At 36.9% G+C, this 16705-nt stretch carries 12 protein-coding genes; all 12 read left to right on the forward strand.

The features are described from left to right. Positions 1 to 3 precede the first annotated feature (3 nt). From CO050_00880 to CO050_00935, 12 genes are read left to right on the forward strand one after another with little or no spacing between them, the layout of a single operon-like run. Positions 4 to 702, forward strand: coding sequence for a hypothetical protein (locus tag CO050_00880; protein ID PJC32032.1), 699 nt, complete (start codon positions 4 to 6; stop codon positions 700 to 702). Then, complete coding sequence (locus tag CO050_00885) at positions 699 to 1616, forward strand: glycosyltransferase family 2 protein (GenBank protein PJC32033.1); 918 nt, start codon at positions 699 to 701, stop codon at positions 1614 to 1616. The genes CO050_00880 and CO050_00885 overlap by 4 nt, the downstream gene beginning before the upstream one ends. Beyond that, positions 1604 to 2335: a hypothetical protein gene (locus CO050_00890; GenBank protein PJC32034.1), complete on the forward strand. Its 732-nt coding sequence runs from the start codon at positions 1604 to 1606 to the stop codon at positions 2333 to 2335. Before CO050_00885 ends, CO050_00890 begins: the two co-directional genes overlap by 13 nt. After that, positions 2314 to 4584 carry a hypothetical protein gene (locus CO050_00895; protein ID PJC32035.1) on the forward strand — a complete coding sequence of 757 codons (2271 nt, stop codon included), beginning with the start codon at positions 2314 to 2316 and terminating at the stop codon, positions 4582 to 4584. Before CO050_00890 ends, CO050_00895 begins: the two co-directional genes overlap by 22 nt. Beyond that, a complete protein-coding gene (locus tag CO050_00900) occupies positions 4565 to 5599 on the forward strand; it encodes a hypothetical protein (protein ID PJC32036.1) in 1035 nt (344 codons plus the stop codon). The genes CO050_00895 and CO050_00900 overlap by 20 nt, the downstream gene beginning before the upstream one ends. Beyond that, positions 5572 to 7815 (forward strand): hypothetical protein, encoded by a 2244-nt coding sequence (locus tag CO050_00905; protein PJC32037.1) that lies wholly within the window; start codon positions 5572 to 5574, stop codon positions 7813 to 7815. Before CO050_00900 ends, CO050_00905 begins: the two co-directional genes overlap by 28 nt. A 6-nt stretch (positions 7816 to 7821) precedes the next feature. Continuing rightward, positions 7822 to 8751 carry a hypothetical protein gene (locus CO050_00910; protein ID PJC32038.1) on the forward strand — a complete coding sequence of 310 codons (930 nt, stop codon included), beginning with the start codon at positions 7822 to 7824 and terminating at the stop codon, positions 8749 to 8751. Continuing rightward, positions 8723 to 10384, forward strand: a complete 1662-nt coding sequence (locus CO050_00915) for a hypothetical protein (GenBank protein ID PJC32039.1) — start codon at positions 8723 to 8725, stop codon at positions 10382 to 10384. Before CO050_00910 ends, CO050_00915 begins: the two co-directional genes overlap by 29 nt. Next, positions 10366 to 12708, forward strand: a complete 2343-nt coding sequence (locus CO050_00920; protein PJC32040.1) for a hypothetical protein — start codon at positions 10366 to 10368, stop codon at positions 12706 to 12708. Before CO050_00915 ends, CO050_00920 begins: the two co-directional genes overlap by 19 nt. After that, positions 12698 to 14347, forward strand: a complete 1650-nt coding sequence (locus CO050_00925; GenBank protein PJC32041.1) for a hypothetical protein — start codon at positions 12698 to 12700, stop codon at positions 14345 to 14347. Before CO050_00920 ends, CO050_00925 begins: the two co-directional genes overlap by 11 nt. After that, complete coding sequence (locus CO050_00930) at positions 14344 to 16053, forward strand: hypothetical protein (protein ID PJC32042.1); 1710 nt, start codon at positions 14344 to 14346, stop codon at positions 16051 to 16053. Before CO050_00925 ends, CO050_00930 begins: the two co-directional genes overlap by 4 nt. Then, positions 16043 to 16705: a hypothetical protein gene (locus tag CO050_00935; protein ID PJC32043.1), complete on the forward strand. Its 663-nt coding sequence runs from the start codon at positions 16043 to 16045 to the stop codon at positions 16703 to 16705. Before CO050_00930 ends, CO050_00935 begins: the two co-directional genes overlap by 11 nt.

Raw genomic sequence — 16705 nt, forward strand, 5'->3', positions numbered from 1 at the left:
TATATGTCTAAATTTACATGGATAACTACATTTCTATCGGTAGTATTGGTATCTAACTTGGTGGTCCTGTATTATCTGAATTACCAGCTAAGAGATGAACTTAATAAAGTTAAAGCAAGTTCTCAGGCTACTGTCAGTCAAGAAGTCGCTGAACCACTTCAAACGGTTAGTAGACCCACTCCAGATCCAGAAGCAGTAGCCTTTTATTCAGATTCTTGTAACCCGGCGTGCCAGGACCAGATTGATAATGTAAAAAAGGTCGTAGCTAGAATTACACCCCAGATAATAAAGGAAGCAGAAACTGCGGAGACTCAATCTTCAGCTACTAACAATGCAGCTAAGGAATACTCAGTTACTTTGGGTAAAGGAAGCTCTGATGCAAAGGACTGGGAAGATGTACCAGGCGTAAATGCATATATAAATACCAATAACTATAGCGATATTAGCTTGGTTACATTCGAGGTGTCACTTAGAGTTCCTACGGCAAATGATGAGGTATTTGCACGGCTTTATAATGTAACAGACAGTGCGGCAGTTAAGTCTAGCGATGTAACAAGTGCCTATAATATAGATTCTATTCTATTACAGGCAAACAATATTAATCTCAGTAGCGGGAATAAGCTGTATCAGCTTCAGATGAAAACTAGATTTGGGAGAGAATCATTAGCTGACTCTACTCGGATAAAGATATTTACAAAATGAAGAGAGTCGCAATTATAATCGTAAACTACAATGGTTGGCAAGATACCATTGATTGTCTTAAGTCTATATCCCATCTCAATTTGCCAGATATTAAGTTACACACAGTTGTTATAGACAACGATTCCTCTAACGATTCGTATGATCAACTAACCGAATTTATTACCAAAGAAGAAGAATTAGTAAATGTTGAATTAGTTAAACTATCTAGTAACTTAGGGTTTAGCGGAGGAACTAACGTAGGCATTAAAAGTGCGATAGCACAAGACGATGACTACATCATGCTTTTAAACAATGACACCACAGTAGACCTTGATCTAGTTACAGAGCTGGTAAAAGCAGCTAATAAGAAAGCAGGTATAGTGGTACCTAAAATATATTTTGCTAAGGGCTATGAATACCACAAGGGGCGATATACAAAAGCAGAGCAAGGTAAAGTTATCTGGTATGCGGGAGGACAGATAGACTGGAATAATATGTATGCCAGTCATCGCGGAGTGGATGAGGTAGACAAAGGGCAATACGACGTTAAAGAGCAGACAGAGTTTGCATCTGGATGCTGTATGTTGGTAAGTCGTGAGGTGTTTGAGGAAGTTGGCTATTTAGACGATGACCTCTTTTTATACCTAGAAGATCTAGATTTTTGTTTGCGTTCTATAAAAGAGGGATATGAGATAATTTATAAGCCCAAAGCTATGGTTTGGCATAAGAATGCGTCTTCGTCAGATAAACCTGGATCTAAGTTGCATCAATACTATTTAACAAGAAACCGTTTAATAGTGGGAATGCGTTATGCTCCAATAAGAACCAGAGTAGCTCTACTTAAAGAAAGTCTTAAGTTTTTTCAAAAAGGTGGAGTTTTAAGAAAAGCAGTGCGAGATTATTACTTATACAACTGGGGAAAATGGGAAAACTAAGTGCCATAATTATTACTAGAAACGAAGAAAATAATATAGCTGATGTTATTAAAAACGTTAGCTTTGCAGACGAGGTTATTGTTGTAGATAATTTATCAGCTGATAAAACAGTAGATATTGCAAAAAATGCGGGAGCTATTGTTTATAGTCAGAAGTTTAGTAATTTTGCCCAGCAAAGAGATTTTGCACATAATAAGGCAACAAAAAAATGGTTGCTTTATATTGATGCAGACGAAAGGTTGTCAAATGAGCTTGTGCAGGAAATTTCAAATATTCAAGATGTGTATGGGGGATACATCTTAAGAAGAAGAAACTTTTATCTAGGTAAACATGAGTGGCCATTTATTGAGGAAATTCCAAGACTGTTTTTAAAAGCTAAATTGCGAGGGTGGAGGGGAAAAATTCATGAGACCGCAATTTTTGAAGGAAAAATAGGAATTTTAAACTCCTATCTAAACCATTATACACATAAAAATTTAAGTTCAATGATTAAAAAAACGAACGAATGGTCGGATGTTGAAGCAGGGTTGTTATTTAAATCAGGTCATCCTCAGATGAGCTGGTGGAGGTTTTTAAGGATAATGCTGACAAAATTCAGAGACTCTTATTTTATACAAGGAGGTTGGAAGGTTGGTGCCATCGGTTTTATCGAAAGCATGTATCAGGCTTATAGTTACTTTGTAGTTTATGCTAAATTATGGGAATTACAAAGAAAATAATTCGTAGATATTGGCCGGTTATATGGATTGTTGTTTTATGGCTAATATTTTCACAGCCGTATTTACTTAAAGGTTTAGCACCTTTTCCATCGGGTTATCTGGTGAATTTTTTCTCTCCTTGGAATAATTATTTTGGATTTCCGTTTGGAAATAATGCGATGCCAGATGTTATATCACAGCTCTATCCCTGGAAGACTGTTGTAATAGAAAGCTGGAAATTTGGCCAGATTCCGTTTTGGAATCCTTATCAGTTTGCGGGTAACCCTCAGTTAGCGAATGTTCAGTCAGCAGTATTTACACCGTTAAATATGCTCTTTTTTGTACTACCATTTGTCCATGCCTGGAGCATCTTAATTCTTCTGCAGCCGCTGCTTGCAGGATTATTTACTTATCTGTTTGTGCGTAAGCTGAAAGTGAGTAGAGCTGCAGCTGTATTAAGCGCCATATCATTTATGTTTGCTGGTTTCATAACGGTATGGATGGCTTATGGGACACTTGCTTACGCAATTCTATATTTTCCCCTTGTGCTTTATGGAATTGAACGCTATCGTAGCAAGCCAGATCTTGCTGCAAAGTTAATTGTTGTATTTAGTATTCCGCTATCACTATTTTCTGGACACTTTCAAACAAGTATTTACATGCTACTTGCTGGAGCTTCATATGGAGTGTATTCTTTTTGGCTAAATAAGAGAAAGCTTTTAAGTTTGTCGATGTTATTCTTAGTAGGTCTTATCATATCTCTGCCTCAGCTTATTCCAGCGATTCAGTTTTATCAGCAGTCTGTACGAAGTGGATTGTACGAAGTGGGAGAAGTTATTCCTTGGAGTTATCTAATAACTGTTCTAGCGCCAGATTTTTATGGCAACCCGGTTACTCGTAATGATTGGTTTGGACACTACGCTGAGTGGTCGAGTTTTGCGGGAGTGATTCCGGTAATGTTGGCTATTTTTGTATTATTTTTGGATAGAAAATCTAGCAAAGTAAGGTTTTTTGGTGTGCTAGCAGCATTTTCCCTACTATTGGCTTACCAGACGCCCTTGATTGATCTGTTGGCTAAGCTGAAAATTCCTGTGCTGGCTACTAGTGCAGCGTCGCGCATTATTGTTTTATTTAGTTTTGGAATAGCGGTACTATCCGGATTTGGCTTAGACAGACTTATAGTGGTGTGGAGCAAGCATAGGATAACAAAAAAGATGATGCTTTTTTTTGGAGTGTGGATAGTTCTTGTAATTGGTGCATGGGGGATGCTTCTTAGTAATAATCTTTTCTTTCTTGAGAAAGCTGGGATGCAAGAATTTTCTATAGCCAAACGCAATTTTATTCTTCCAACGTTTTTTATATTTAGTGGAATAGTAGTGATATTTTTAGGTTACTTCGTAAAGAAAGAAATATACATAAAGCTGTTGATACTAGGTTTGTTGGTTGTTGTTTCTTTTGATGTGCTTAGGTTTAGTACAAAATGGATGCCGTTTGATCTAATAGAAAATATGTATCCAGAAAATGGGGCGCTTACATATTTACAAAAGAATGTTGGAAATTATAGAGTGTTTGGAAATTTTGGCAATGAAGGACAGACACCATTTAAACTTCAAGGAATTGAAGGATATGATCCGCTGTATGTTAGTCGCTATGGAGAGTTTGTTTCTGCAGCTGGTGATGGTCATCTTCGGGGTGTGGATCGATCAGTGGTTCTTATGAACAAAAATGGGGAGTATACAAAGAGTATGCTTGATCTACTGGGGGTTAAATATTACCTTCAGTCTAAAGGCGATGGGAGAAATATCTGGGTGTTTCCATTCTGGGAATATCCAGAAAGTTTTGGTTCAGCAGTTTGGAGTGATGAAAAATATGAGATCTATGAAAATACCACTGCGTACCCTAGAGCTTATGTAGTACATGACTATATCGTAGCAGATAGCGATCAGGAAGTTATAGATAGTATATTGGCCGATGATACAGACTTAAGAGAAACAGCTATTCTCGAAGAGAAACCACAGGATGCCATAGAGCCGTGCAAAGGAGAAGACAAGGTAGCTATTGTTAACTATTCAGCCAATAGGATCGAGCTTGATGTGTCTACGGATTGTCCAGGATTACTGTTCATGTCTGATAATTACTATCCGGGTTGGAATGTATATCTCGATGGAACTAAGTCGAATATATATCGTGCAAATTATACGTTTAGAGCTGTGGTGGTCCCGGAAGGTGATCACAAGGTGATTTTTAAATATGAAAATTGGTATTTCTAGTCCATATCTAGATAGTCTAGCTGGGGGTGAGAGATATATGCTCACCATAGCTTCTTGTTTGTCAAAAAAGCATAGAGTTGATGTTTTCTGGCCAAACATGGATATTATTGAAAGGGCTAAAAAAAGATTCAATCTGGATCTAGACGGTGTTTCTGTTAACGCCTCGATGCAGATAGGTAAGATTAGTCGTATTAAGCATACTTTTAAATACGATGTAATTATTTACCTTTCAGATGGTAGCGTCCCGATTAGCTTAGCTAAGCACAATATACTTCATTTTCAGGTTCCTTTCACAAGCGTAAACGGGAGGAGCTTATCTAACCAGCTTAAGCTTAAGAGATTTAATCATTTTGTCTGTAATTCAGAATTTACAAAAAAATATATAGATCAAGAATTTGCAGTAAATAGCAGTGTTATATATCCTCCAGTCAATACAACAGAGTTTAAGGCGGGTAAAAAACAGAATACTATCTTAACTGTGGGAAGATTTCATCCGCTCAAAAAGCAAGATGTGCTTATAGATACCTTTATTTCCATACAAGAAAAGTTAGGTGATTGGCAATTTGTAATAGCTGGGGGATTACTTGAGCAAGACAAGAGTTATTACCAGGCGCTTGTGGCAAAGTGTGTGGGTAATAATATTAAGCTATTGCCTAATATCAGCCATGAGGATTTAACTCGGCTATATGAAGAGACTAAGATCTACTGGCATGGAACGGGTTATGGTGAAAAAAACCCAGAGAATATGGAGCACTTTGGAATAACAACAGTTGAGGCAATGGCGTCTGGTTGTATTCCGGTAGCTTTCAAAGGCGGTGGACAGAAAGAAATTATTAATGACAAGATAGGTGGTTATCTCTGGGATACTACAGATGAGTTAGTAAAATATACACAAGAGCTAGCTGGTTCAACTGAATTATGGGAAAAACTTTCAAAGCAATCAAAGCAAGATGCAGTAAAATATTCTGAGGCAGAATTTTGTAAAAATTGGCAGGAGCTAATAGAAAGGCTATGAAAAGATACTTATTCCCATTGCTATTAGGGTTAATAGTAGTAGTTTTTTTTGCAAAAACTATTTTTCAAGGATTATTGCCTATTCCAGCAGATACTATAGTCGGCTTGTATCATCCATTTCGAGATGCTGTTTTTCAGGAATATCCTAACGGGATTCCTTACAAGAATTTTTTAATAACTGATCCAGTTCGTCAGCAGTATCCTTGGCGAGAATTAGCTGTGTCGATTATGAAACAAGGTGAGTTACCGCTTTGGAATCCATATCAATTTGCGGGTACTCCACTTCTTGGTAATCTACAGTCAGCAGCCCTATATCCCTTGAATATATTGTACTGGTTAATGCCATTTCAAATGACGTGGACAGTGCTGGTTATACTACAGCCACTTCTTGCTTTGTTATTTATGTACCTATATCTAAAAGAAATGAAACTATTTAAGCTACCTGCGACATTTGGTGCTGTAATATTTGCTTTTAGTGGGTTTTTCGTTGCTTGGCTAGAGTGGAACACTATTTTACACGTAATTTTATGGTTGCCATTATTATTGCTGGCGCTTGAAAAACTAAGAGTTAAATTGAGTCTTCTTTGGAGTACTATTTTTATTTTTGCTCTTTCTTCAAGTTTTCTTGCAGGGCATTTACAGGTCTTCTTCTATGTATCTTTGGTTCTTATGGCTTATTTAGTTACTATTTTGTATAGAAGTAAATCTAAGGGTAAGTTGGTGTTGCTACTTTCTGCTCTTTGCTCACTGTTTGCTGTAGTAACGTCTCTACAGTGGATTCAATTTGTAAAATTTTACCTGCAGTCAGCGCGTGAAATTGATCAAGTATTATGGCAAAAGGAAGGCTGGTTTATACCAGCTAAGCATCTAGTTCAGTTTTTTGCTCCAGATTTTTTTGGCAATCCAGCAACCTTGAATTACTGGGGAGTTTGGAATTATGGTGAATTTATTGGGTATGTAGGAATAGCCGGCTTTGTATTTGCCCTTCTTGCAATTATATACAGGAGAGATAGGAAGACATTCTTCTATATTGGATTATTAATCGGATCTATATTATTTGCTACAAATAATGTTATTGCTCAGTTACCTTTTAGGATGGGTTTGCCACTAATTGGAACTAGTCAGCCGACCAGATTATTGGCCATAGTAGATTTTTCATTAGCGGTGCTAGCTGCACTTGGACTAGATTATTTTTTACGTAGACAGCTAAATATAAAAAAGATAAGCACAGTATTAGTATTGTTTTTGAGCTTATTTATTGCATTATGGATATATACTGATACAGGTAGTGTAGAGCTTGCAGTAGCAAAACGTAATTTAATTTTACCAACAGGACTATTTATTATTACTGTTATCTTATTACTTAGTGCAATAGCTAGTAGAAATAAAAAGATTTTTTTGTTTACTGTTTACTGTTTACTGTTTACTGTAGTCTTTGACCTATTTCGGTTTGGCTGGAAATTCACTCCTTTTGTAGCTAGTGACTATCTCTTTCCTTCTACCAAAACCATTGAGTTTTTGCAGGAGCAAGAGGGGGTGTTTAGAATTATGGCGGCTGATAGGCGAATCTTGCCATCGAACTTTTCAACTTTCTATAGATTACAGGATGTTGGAGGATACGACCCACTATATCTTAAGAATTATGGAGAATTGGTGAGTGCCTGGGAGAAGAATAAACCAGACGCTTCCTTATTAGAGTTTAATCGCATATTATCACCTCAAAACTATGAGAGTAAGTTAGCGGATTTATTGAATGTGAAGTACATTCTTAGTTTAGATGAGTTAAGTTCATCAAAGCTAGTAGAAGTCTTTTCTGAAGGGCAAACCAAGGTGTATGAAAATATAGAAGTTTATCCACGGGTCTTTTTGGTATCCTCAGTTTTAAAAGTCAATAGTAAACAAGAGGCTATTAATAAAATATTTGAAGAGGGTCTGGATCTAGGTACTCAAGCAGTTGTATATGAAGATCTTAAGCTGGCTAATACGCCCTTAGTCAGATCTGAGAACGTAAAGCTACTTAGCTATAGCCCTAATTCAGTTGTGGCGGAGACTGTGACTGAAGAGGAGCACTTATTGGTATTGAGCGATGTATATTACCCTGAATGGAGTGTTTTTGTCGATGGAGTTTCAAAGGATATCATTGAAGTAGATTATGCTTTGCGCGGTGTGGTTGTACCTTCTGGAAAGCATAAAGTTGAATTTAAGATTAGAATATAATAAAGAATGGCTAAATTAAAATCACTGGTCTCGATTGTTATTCCAAACTACAATGGTGAAGAATTACTTAAGCAGAATTTGCCGAAGATTGCTCAAGCAGCATTAGCATATGACAGTACTATTGAAATAATAGTAGTTGATGATGCTTCCATAGATAACTCTGTTACCCAAATTGAGAGCCAGCGTTCAAAAGTTAAAAACATAAAGCTAGTTAGGCACGAGAAAAATAGAGGATTTTCTGTTGCAGTAAATACTGGTGTTGCAAATGCTAGAGGAGATATTGTTGTTTTACTTAATTCAGACGTTAGCCCGGAGTTTAATTTTCTAGAGCCACTAATATCCCATTTTACTGATGAGAAAATTTTTGCGGTTGGATGCCTAGACAAGAGCATCGAAGGAAATAAAACCATAGAGAGAGGTCGAGGTATTGGTTGGTGGGAAAGGGGGATGGTTGTGCATAAAAGAGGAGAAGTGAACAAGGCAGATACATTCTGGGTATCTGGTGGTTCAGGCGCGTTTCGTAAATATATCTGGGATAAGCTTGGAGGAATGGATGAGCTATATAAGCCATTCTACTGGGAAGATATTGATCTTTCTTACAGGGCTCGTAAAGCTGGGTATAAATTATTGTTTGAATCAAAGAGCGTGGTTACTCATGCTCACTCTGATGGAACAATTAAATCTAATTTCAGCGATGAAGAAATTAAATCAATAGCTTATAGAAATCAGCTATTGTTTGTCTGGAAAAATATAACAGATCTGCAACTTACAATTAGTCACATAGTTTGGCTTCCCTATCACTTTTTAGCAACCATCGCGAGAGGCGATTTTGCATTTAGTTATGGCTTTGTACTGGCGCTATTTAGATTGGGAATTGTTAGTAGACAGAGAAGTAATTATGTATATAATGATAAAAAAATTCTTAACAAAACATAGCTATTTACTCGGAGTTATAGTTCTTTCTATGCTGCCACTTTTAAGCTTGTTTATAACAGATAAGCTTGTCCATACCCATGATGGTCTGGTGCATTTGCCACGCATGGCTGCTTACTATAAAGCTCTCTTAGATGGACAAATACCACCACGTTTTGCAGGGGATCTTAATTATGGATATGGTATGCCGCTATTTATTTTCATTTATCAATTTCCATATATAGTTTCATCACTATTGATAGCGCTCGGGAGTTCGTTGGTTGGAGCTTTTAAGGTAACCTTATCTTTGAGCTATATTTTTTCGGGTATATTCATGTGGTTATTTGCTAGGGAGTTTTTTAAGAGTGACAAGAAAGCTCTATTGGTAACCGTTTTTTATCAGTTTAATACTTTTCGATTCGTTGAGCTTCTGGTTAGAGGAAGTTTTGGAGAAGTATATACGTATACTTTTTTACCGTTAGTTTTATATGGCTTAGTTAGATTATTTAAAAAAATTAACTTTACCAATATTGTCTTAACCTCAGTAGCAGTAGCGCTCCTGATAATCTCGCATAACTCGGTCAGTTTGTTGTTTTTTGGTGTTGCAGTATTGTTCTTAATCTTATTTGGCAAAAATAAGAGAAATATTACTTGGGGAGCTGCTTCACTTTTGCTTGGAATGGGTCTATCTGCGTACTACTGGGTGTCTGCGATGGCAGAGCATAAATATACGTATGGAGATCTATTTATGCAGAGTATATATCTGGAGCATTTCCCTCCATTTTTACAACTTCTTGTACCGAATCTTACAAATATACAGTTTCTCCAGACAGGGGGAATTGTAACCCAGCTGGGTTTAATGCAGTTGGTTGTGTTGTTTGTTGCGTTTGGGGTAGCTTACTCAGCATTAAAGAAAGGTAAGAAGCTTAGTAGAGTCATAGTCTTTGGATTTCTAATTGTATTTGGAGCACTATTTTTTATGCAGCCAGTGTCAAAGCCATTGTGGGAACGAATAAGCCTACTTCGCCAATTTCAGTTTCCTTGGCGTTTTCTTTCGCTAATGACTTTTGCTATTGCAATGATGGCGCCGGTTTTATTGAAATTTAGTGTTGTCAAAAATAAAGCTGTATACACTAGTATAATTTTATTGACTATTGTTACATCTGTCTATTACTGGTTGCCTAGCTTGGGTCTAGATACCATCAAGGAGGAGGGCTATTGGAATTTTCCTAAGACTACAACCTACTGGGGTGAAACAGATGTAATATGGTCTGAGGGACCGGCAAGTTCTTACCCAGCTTCTCCGGTTGAGATAGTAGCGGGAGATGCTAGTGTCTCAAACTATGTTAAGAAATCTAATGTGCATACATATGTTGTTGAAGTCTCTCAGGAGAGTATGTTAGTTGATCATACGCAGTATTTTCCTGGTTGGAGGGTGCTAGTAGATGGAAAAAAAAGAGATATAGAATTTCAAGATTTTAGCTGGAAGGGACAAATCACTTATAGTGTTCCCGAGGGTAAGCATAAAGTTGAAGTTAGATTTGGAGAGAGTAAGGTGAGGTATATAGCAGATATGATTACGGTCTTAAGTTTTGTTGTAATTATTATTGTTGGGATTTTTAGAAAGAAGGTTTTTAAATGGTTCGCAAAGAAATAATCTTAGCTCTATTCCTATTTGGGGGGTTAGCTGCAATATTTTTCTATAAACTTATAGCATTAGGTCTCGTGCCTTTTCCTGGAGATCTATTAATAGCTGAGTATAATCCCTGGAGAAGGTATAGTTTCTTAGGATATGTTCCAGGATCATTTCCGACAAAGTTCCAGTACTTTGATACCCTAAAACAGCTATATCCCTGGAAGACATTTGTAGTTGACCAGTTGAAGCAAGGAGCAATTCCTCTCTGGAATCCCCATAATTTTTCTGGACAGCCACTGCTAGCTAATTTTCAATCGGCAGTTTTCTATCCTCTTAACATCTTTTACTTTATTTTTCCGCAGCTTTCTGCCTGGAGCTTGTTAGTTATGCTACAGCCCTTATTAGCTAACTGGTTTATGTATCTATATGCTAGAAAAGTAGGTTTAAAGGTTACAGGAGCAGTGTTAGCGAGTTTATCCTTTGCTTACTCTCAGTTTGCGATCGTGTGGCTTGAATACAACACTATTATTCAGGTTATGTTATGGTTGCCGCTTCTGCTTTTAGCAGTTGAGCATTTGCTGCAGAAAATGACAATCAGATGGATGTTCTTATTTGTGCTAGGTATAATATCTGCGCTTTTTGCGGGCCATATCCAGGTTTTAGGCTACGTATTGAGTTTTGTACTCATATACTCAATATATCGTGCAAAGTTACTGCATAAAATAAGAAGATTTTGGTTTATAGCGTGGTTTATCGTCCTTTCAGTAGGCATTGGAGCAGTTCAGCTTTTGCCGGGTATTGAGTTAATAGGACTGTCTGCAAGGAGTATACTTGAATACAATTTTCTAGTAGACAAGATACTGGTTCAGCCCTATCAGCTTTTAATGCTATTTATTCCAGATATTTACGGAAACCCGGCTACAGCAAATTATGTTATTTCTGATACATACATCGGTAAAGCCTTGTCCATAGGTTTTGTGGCAATATTGTTTGTATTAGTTTCATTTAGTCAGATTAGAAAATCTCACTTAGTAAGGCTTTATGCAGTAGTAGCGCTGGTGATAGGAATTATGCTTACTGCTAATCCTTTATCTAGAATTATTTATATGCTTCCACTACCTCTTATTTCGAGTAGCAGTCCAACTTTGATGGGTTTCATATTAGCATTTAGTTTAAGTATCTTGGCAGGTATGGGTTTAGATCACTGGCAAAAGAAACATTATAGATATGTAGTCCCAGCGATACTTATAGTAGGAGTGGCTTGGTTATTGTACTTCTCTGATGTGCTACCCATAAACAGGAGTAGTGTAATTTTGACCAGTTTGTTGTTAGTAGCAAGTTTGCCACTTCTATATATTTCAACACTAAAAGGAAAGATAGCTTATCTAGGAATATACGCACTTATATTTCTGCAATTTTCTGAGCGCTGGTACTCATTTCGTAAATTTAATTCGTTTGTACCCAAGGAAGTGGTTTATCCGGATACAGAAATTGTAGATTTTCTTAAAGTAAATGCTGGTATAGATAGGGTTTGGGGATATGGTTCTGCAGCTATTGATGCCAATTTTGCAACACAGCTTAAGCTTTATTCACCCGAAGGATACGATCCGCTTTATCCACAAAGATATGGGGAGTTTATAGCGTTAACAAAGCAAGGAAAACTACAGCAAAAATTTGATCGCACCAACCGTACAGATGCAGTTATTGCCACAGCTTATAGTCTAGAGGATTTAAAAGAAAATGAATATCGTTTAAAAGTTCTTGATGTTCTGGGGGTTAAATATATCTTAGATAGAATAGATAACCCAAGTTATGTTAGTGAGTTTCCAAGTTACCGTCTTGAGCAGGTATATGATATTGACGGTTGGAAGATATTTGTTAACAAAATGGCGGTTCCCAGATTGCAGTTAGTCTTTGATTATCTAGTTTTTAATTCTGCGACAGAGTTTGAGCAGCTCTTTTTTAGTGAAGACTATAGTCCACGAGAGACGGTGCTACTGGAGCAAGATCTTGATCTGGATTTTAGCTGTGAGGATAAGCAGTATAATCTAGAATTACTTGATTATCTGGCAAATGAAGTTGCGGTGCAGCTAGATACAAATTGTGAGGCAATACTTGTGTTATCAGATAATTATTACCCAGGTTGGAATGCATACATAGATGGAGAGAAAACTAAGATTTATAGAGCAAACTATACATTTCGGGCAGTTGTTGTACCAGGTGGCAGCCATGAGATATATTTCAAGTACGAGCCGGATAGTTTTAGGTATGGTGTGATAATCAGTATAGCTAGTGTACTGATCATGGGTGTAACCATTATAATGATAAAAAGACGTGAAAAATAAAGTTACACTTTTAGTATTGGGGATAATATTGTTGCTGGGGATTGGTTTGAGAGTTTATAGAGTAACCGATGTTCCACCAGGAGTAAATCGTGACGAAGCTTCGATAGGGTACAACGCGTATTCCTTGCTTCAGACAGGTAAAGATGAATATGGAGAGTTGTTACCTTTATCATTCCAATCATTTGGTGATTGGAAGCTTCCTTTATATATCTACCTAACTATTTTGCCTGTAAAAATGTTAGGTATGAATGAGCTGTCAGTCAGATTAGTATCTATACTTGCAGGAAGTACGTCAATAATATTGACCTGCTTGTTGGTAAAAAAGTTATTTAATAGAAAAAATTTAGCTTTGCTCTCTGCCTTACTTTTGGCAATATCTCCTTGGCATCTGCACTTGTCTAGAGTAGAGTCAGAATCTAACTTGGCTGTTATGTTAGTTACTTTGGCGGTCTATTTTTTCTTTAAGGCACTGGGAGGCCAGCGCAAACTTCTTATCTTATCTGGGTTAGGTTTTGCTCTTACATATTATAGCTATCATGGAAACCATCTCTTTACTAGTTTATTAGTGCTTACTATTTTGGGCTTATTTTACAAAAGCATTCCTCGTACAAAAGTGTCTGTTGTTGCAGGGCTATTGTTTTTAGGGGCGGCGGGTTTTATTTTTAGTAAAACCTTATTTTCAGCTAATACTACCAAGCTTTCCGGAATAAGTATATTTGGTGATCCCACAGTTGTTCATAGTCAAATAGAACAACCAAGAGTGCTGAATCATGATTCATCTTCTCTTACAGCAAAAATTGCTCACAACCGTTTAGTTTTTGCTCTTGAGCGTTTTGGACAGAATTATTTAAATTCTTTTTCTCCTAGTTTTTTGTTTATTAACGGTGGATCTAATATGGCTCATAACATTCCAAATTTCGGAAATATGTATATTATAGAAGCTCCATTTTTATTATTAGGAGTTGTTTACTTAATAGGACGAGTTGCCAAGCAAGGAAAAAATAGAAAAAGATATGGGCTGGTTCTATTATGGCTACTAATTGCTCCTATAGCAGCAAGCATAACTAAGGACGCTCCCCACACTAATCGTATGTTTGCTGTTTTTCCTGTAATGCCAATTATTACAGCTATGGGAATACTATATTTAATGGATACATTAAATAATAACATTCAGTTACGTAAAGTAATACTCTTAACTCTAGTGGTGGGGTACAGCTTGAATATAATGCTATATTTTGAACGCTACTATGTTCATTTTCCTCAATCTACAGGGATAGAGTGGGGATATGCGCATCATCAACTTGTTGATCTATTAGATAATGATGAGTATATGGATAAGCAGGTTATCATGTCTCAACCGGAAGCCTCGCCATATATATTTTTAGATTTTTACTCAGAATATGATCCAGATTTGTACCAGAAAAAGGTAAATCGGTACGAGCCTACGGATGATGCATTTGTACACGTTAAGAGTTTTGGTAGATATGAGTTTCGTGAGATAAACTGGGCGGAAGATCTTGCAAGAAAGAACACTATATTAGTGGATATTCCAGCTAACGTGCCTGATTCAGTGGATGTGACTTCTTCAGTACTTCTTCCAAATAGTAGCTTAGGATTTGAAGTTGTTGTAACAGAATGAGAAGCAAACTTATCATTGGAGTATTTGCTATTGTGTTTTCACTGACAATGCTTCGAAGTGGCTGGTACTTAGAAAATGGTTATAGATTAATAGGAGTGAATGCGAGTGATGGTATCTGGAATTTAGCTCTTATTTCAGAACTTATGAATAGTTTTCCACCTGAGCACCCGGGTTTTGCTGGAGAACTGCTTAAGGGTTATCATTTCTTTTACCATATACTCTTGGCTGGAATAGCTAAGGTGACAAGTATTCCAACAACTAGTCTCTATTTTCACATATTTCCACTTATTATTTCGTATCTCTGGGGGTATGGTGTTTATAGGGTTGTAGTTAAGCTATATAAGAATAAAAAAGCTGGATTATGGTCAGCTTTCTTTTCTTTATTTGGCGGGAGTTTTGCATTCTTATTACCATTGGTCTGGAAGCAGGATTTGAGCATAAATAGTGGTTTTGGAATATGTCAGCCTCTGGGATGTTCACTAGTAAACCCCGCCTTTGCAAGTTCTATAGTTTTGGTTATCTGGTCATATTATTTCTTGATTGAGTACCTACGGACTAATAAAAAGAAATGGGCGATTTGGCTAATAGTAGCTACTGGTATAAGCGTTGGCTTTAAGGTTTATGCAGGCATGATATTAATGGGAGCCTTGGCTGTTGCAGCTGTCTGGAGGGCTTGGTCACAGCGCAAGTTTGATTTGCTGATAATATTTGGTTTAGCATTGCTTATGGCTATGGCGGTATTCTTCCCTTTTAATGCTAATTATGGATTTCTTCTTTTTCAACCTTTGTGGCCACCACATATCACAATGCAGGGACCGCTAGGATTTACTAGGTGGAGAGTTTTGTGGGAGTTAGCCGAATATACGCATAACTGGTGGGGGATTATTAAATTGGAGATCTGGGCGAACGGGGTATTTTTCTTGGGAAACATGGGCACTAGGCTGCTGGCAATATTTGCACTAGGAACATTTATTAAGAGAGGTATTTTAAAAGTAGATGCGATTTTTTATCTGGCAATGTTGGGTGTTTCGTATTTAATTCCAATGTTTTTTCTCCAACCAGCAGGTGGAGTATTTAATATGGTACAGATGTATTGGTATTTCTTGTTCTTAGTATCTATTTTAGTCGGTCCAGGAATAGTTAGTCTAATGAGTAAGGTTAATAACAGATTTTATAGAATATTAATTTATTTACTAATTGTTATTATCACTTTACCTTCCAGCGTAACTGATTTGCAGATTTTACTTACTGACAAGGGTAGAGTTATAGATAATAGCCAATTGGAAGTTCTGGAGTTTTTTCGTGAGCATGGAGAATATAACCAGACCGTGCTTCAGTTGCCAGAGCTGCGGCAGAAATATACAAAAGAAGAATTATATGGATGGTTCACATCAAGATCTAGTGCTATTATTCCTTCTCTTGGGGGAAAGAGAGTATATGCAGTAAATGAGGGTGTAACATTTCCAGATCTTGATATAAATAAGAGGTTGGCACTAATTATGCGGTTTTTGTTACCAGAAAAAGTATGTAATAAGACAAATTGGGATAAATTAGTATGTCAGGATGCTTTAAACGATGCTTATAATATGCTACAATCGGAGGATATACACTTTATTTATTCAAAAGAGGATAGGTTTTGGCTAGACTATTGGGATAAAATAAACGTTGTCTATAAAGGTGAGGGGGGGAGTATATATGGTATCTAATCACGAAATTACACTAGATGATTTACAGGACATTTGGCAGCAACCAGGGCCTGATTATTATCAGCGAGGAGTTAAGGAGAATATATTACAAAAGATTTGGCATTACGGTAAGCTGAGAGCTATTTTATCTTTGATAAATAAATCCGATGTTAATCCTAGTGCTATATTAGACGTGGGTTGTGCTAGTGGTTGGTTTTTATCACAAATGGCTGTAAAGTATCCAAAGGCTAGTTGCACTGGAATTGATGTATATAAAGATGGAGTTGAATATGGTAAGAAAAAATATAAAAAACTAAACCTAACTGTGAGTGATGCGCATAAGATGCCCTTTGAGAAGGATTCGTTCGATACTGTTGTTTGCGCAGAGGTGCTTGAGCACGTGGTTAACCCACGAGAGGTGCTAAAAGAAATAAGAAGAGTATTAAAAAAAGAAGGTGTAGCTGTTATTGAAATGGACACTGGTAACTTACTCTTTAAGCTAGTTTGGCACTGGTGGACTAATCTAAGACATGGAGTATGGGAGAATGCCCATATTCAAGAATTTAATACAGAGATATTAAAGAACATGATTGAAGGTGAAGGGTTCAATATTGTGGAGCAAAAGTTTTTTAACTATACTATGGCGGTAGCATTTTTAGTTCAAAAGACATAA

The sequence above is a fragment of the Candidatus Roizmanbacteria bacterium CG_4_9_14_0_2_um_filter_38_17 genome, assembly GCA_002788855.1.
Taxonomy (GTDB): Bacteria; Patescibacteriota; Microgenomatia.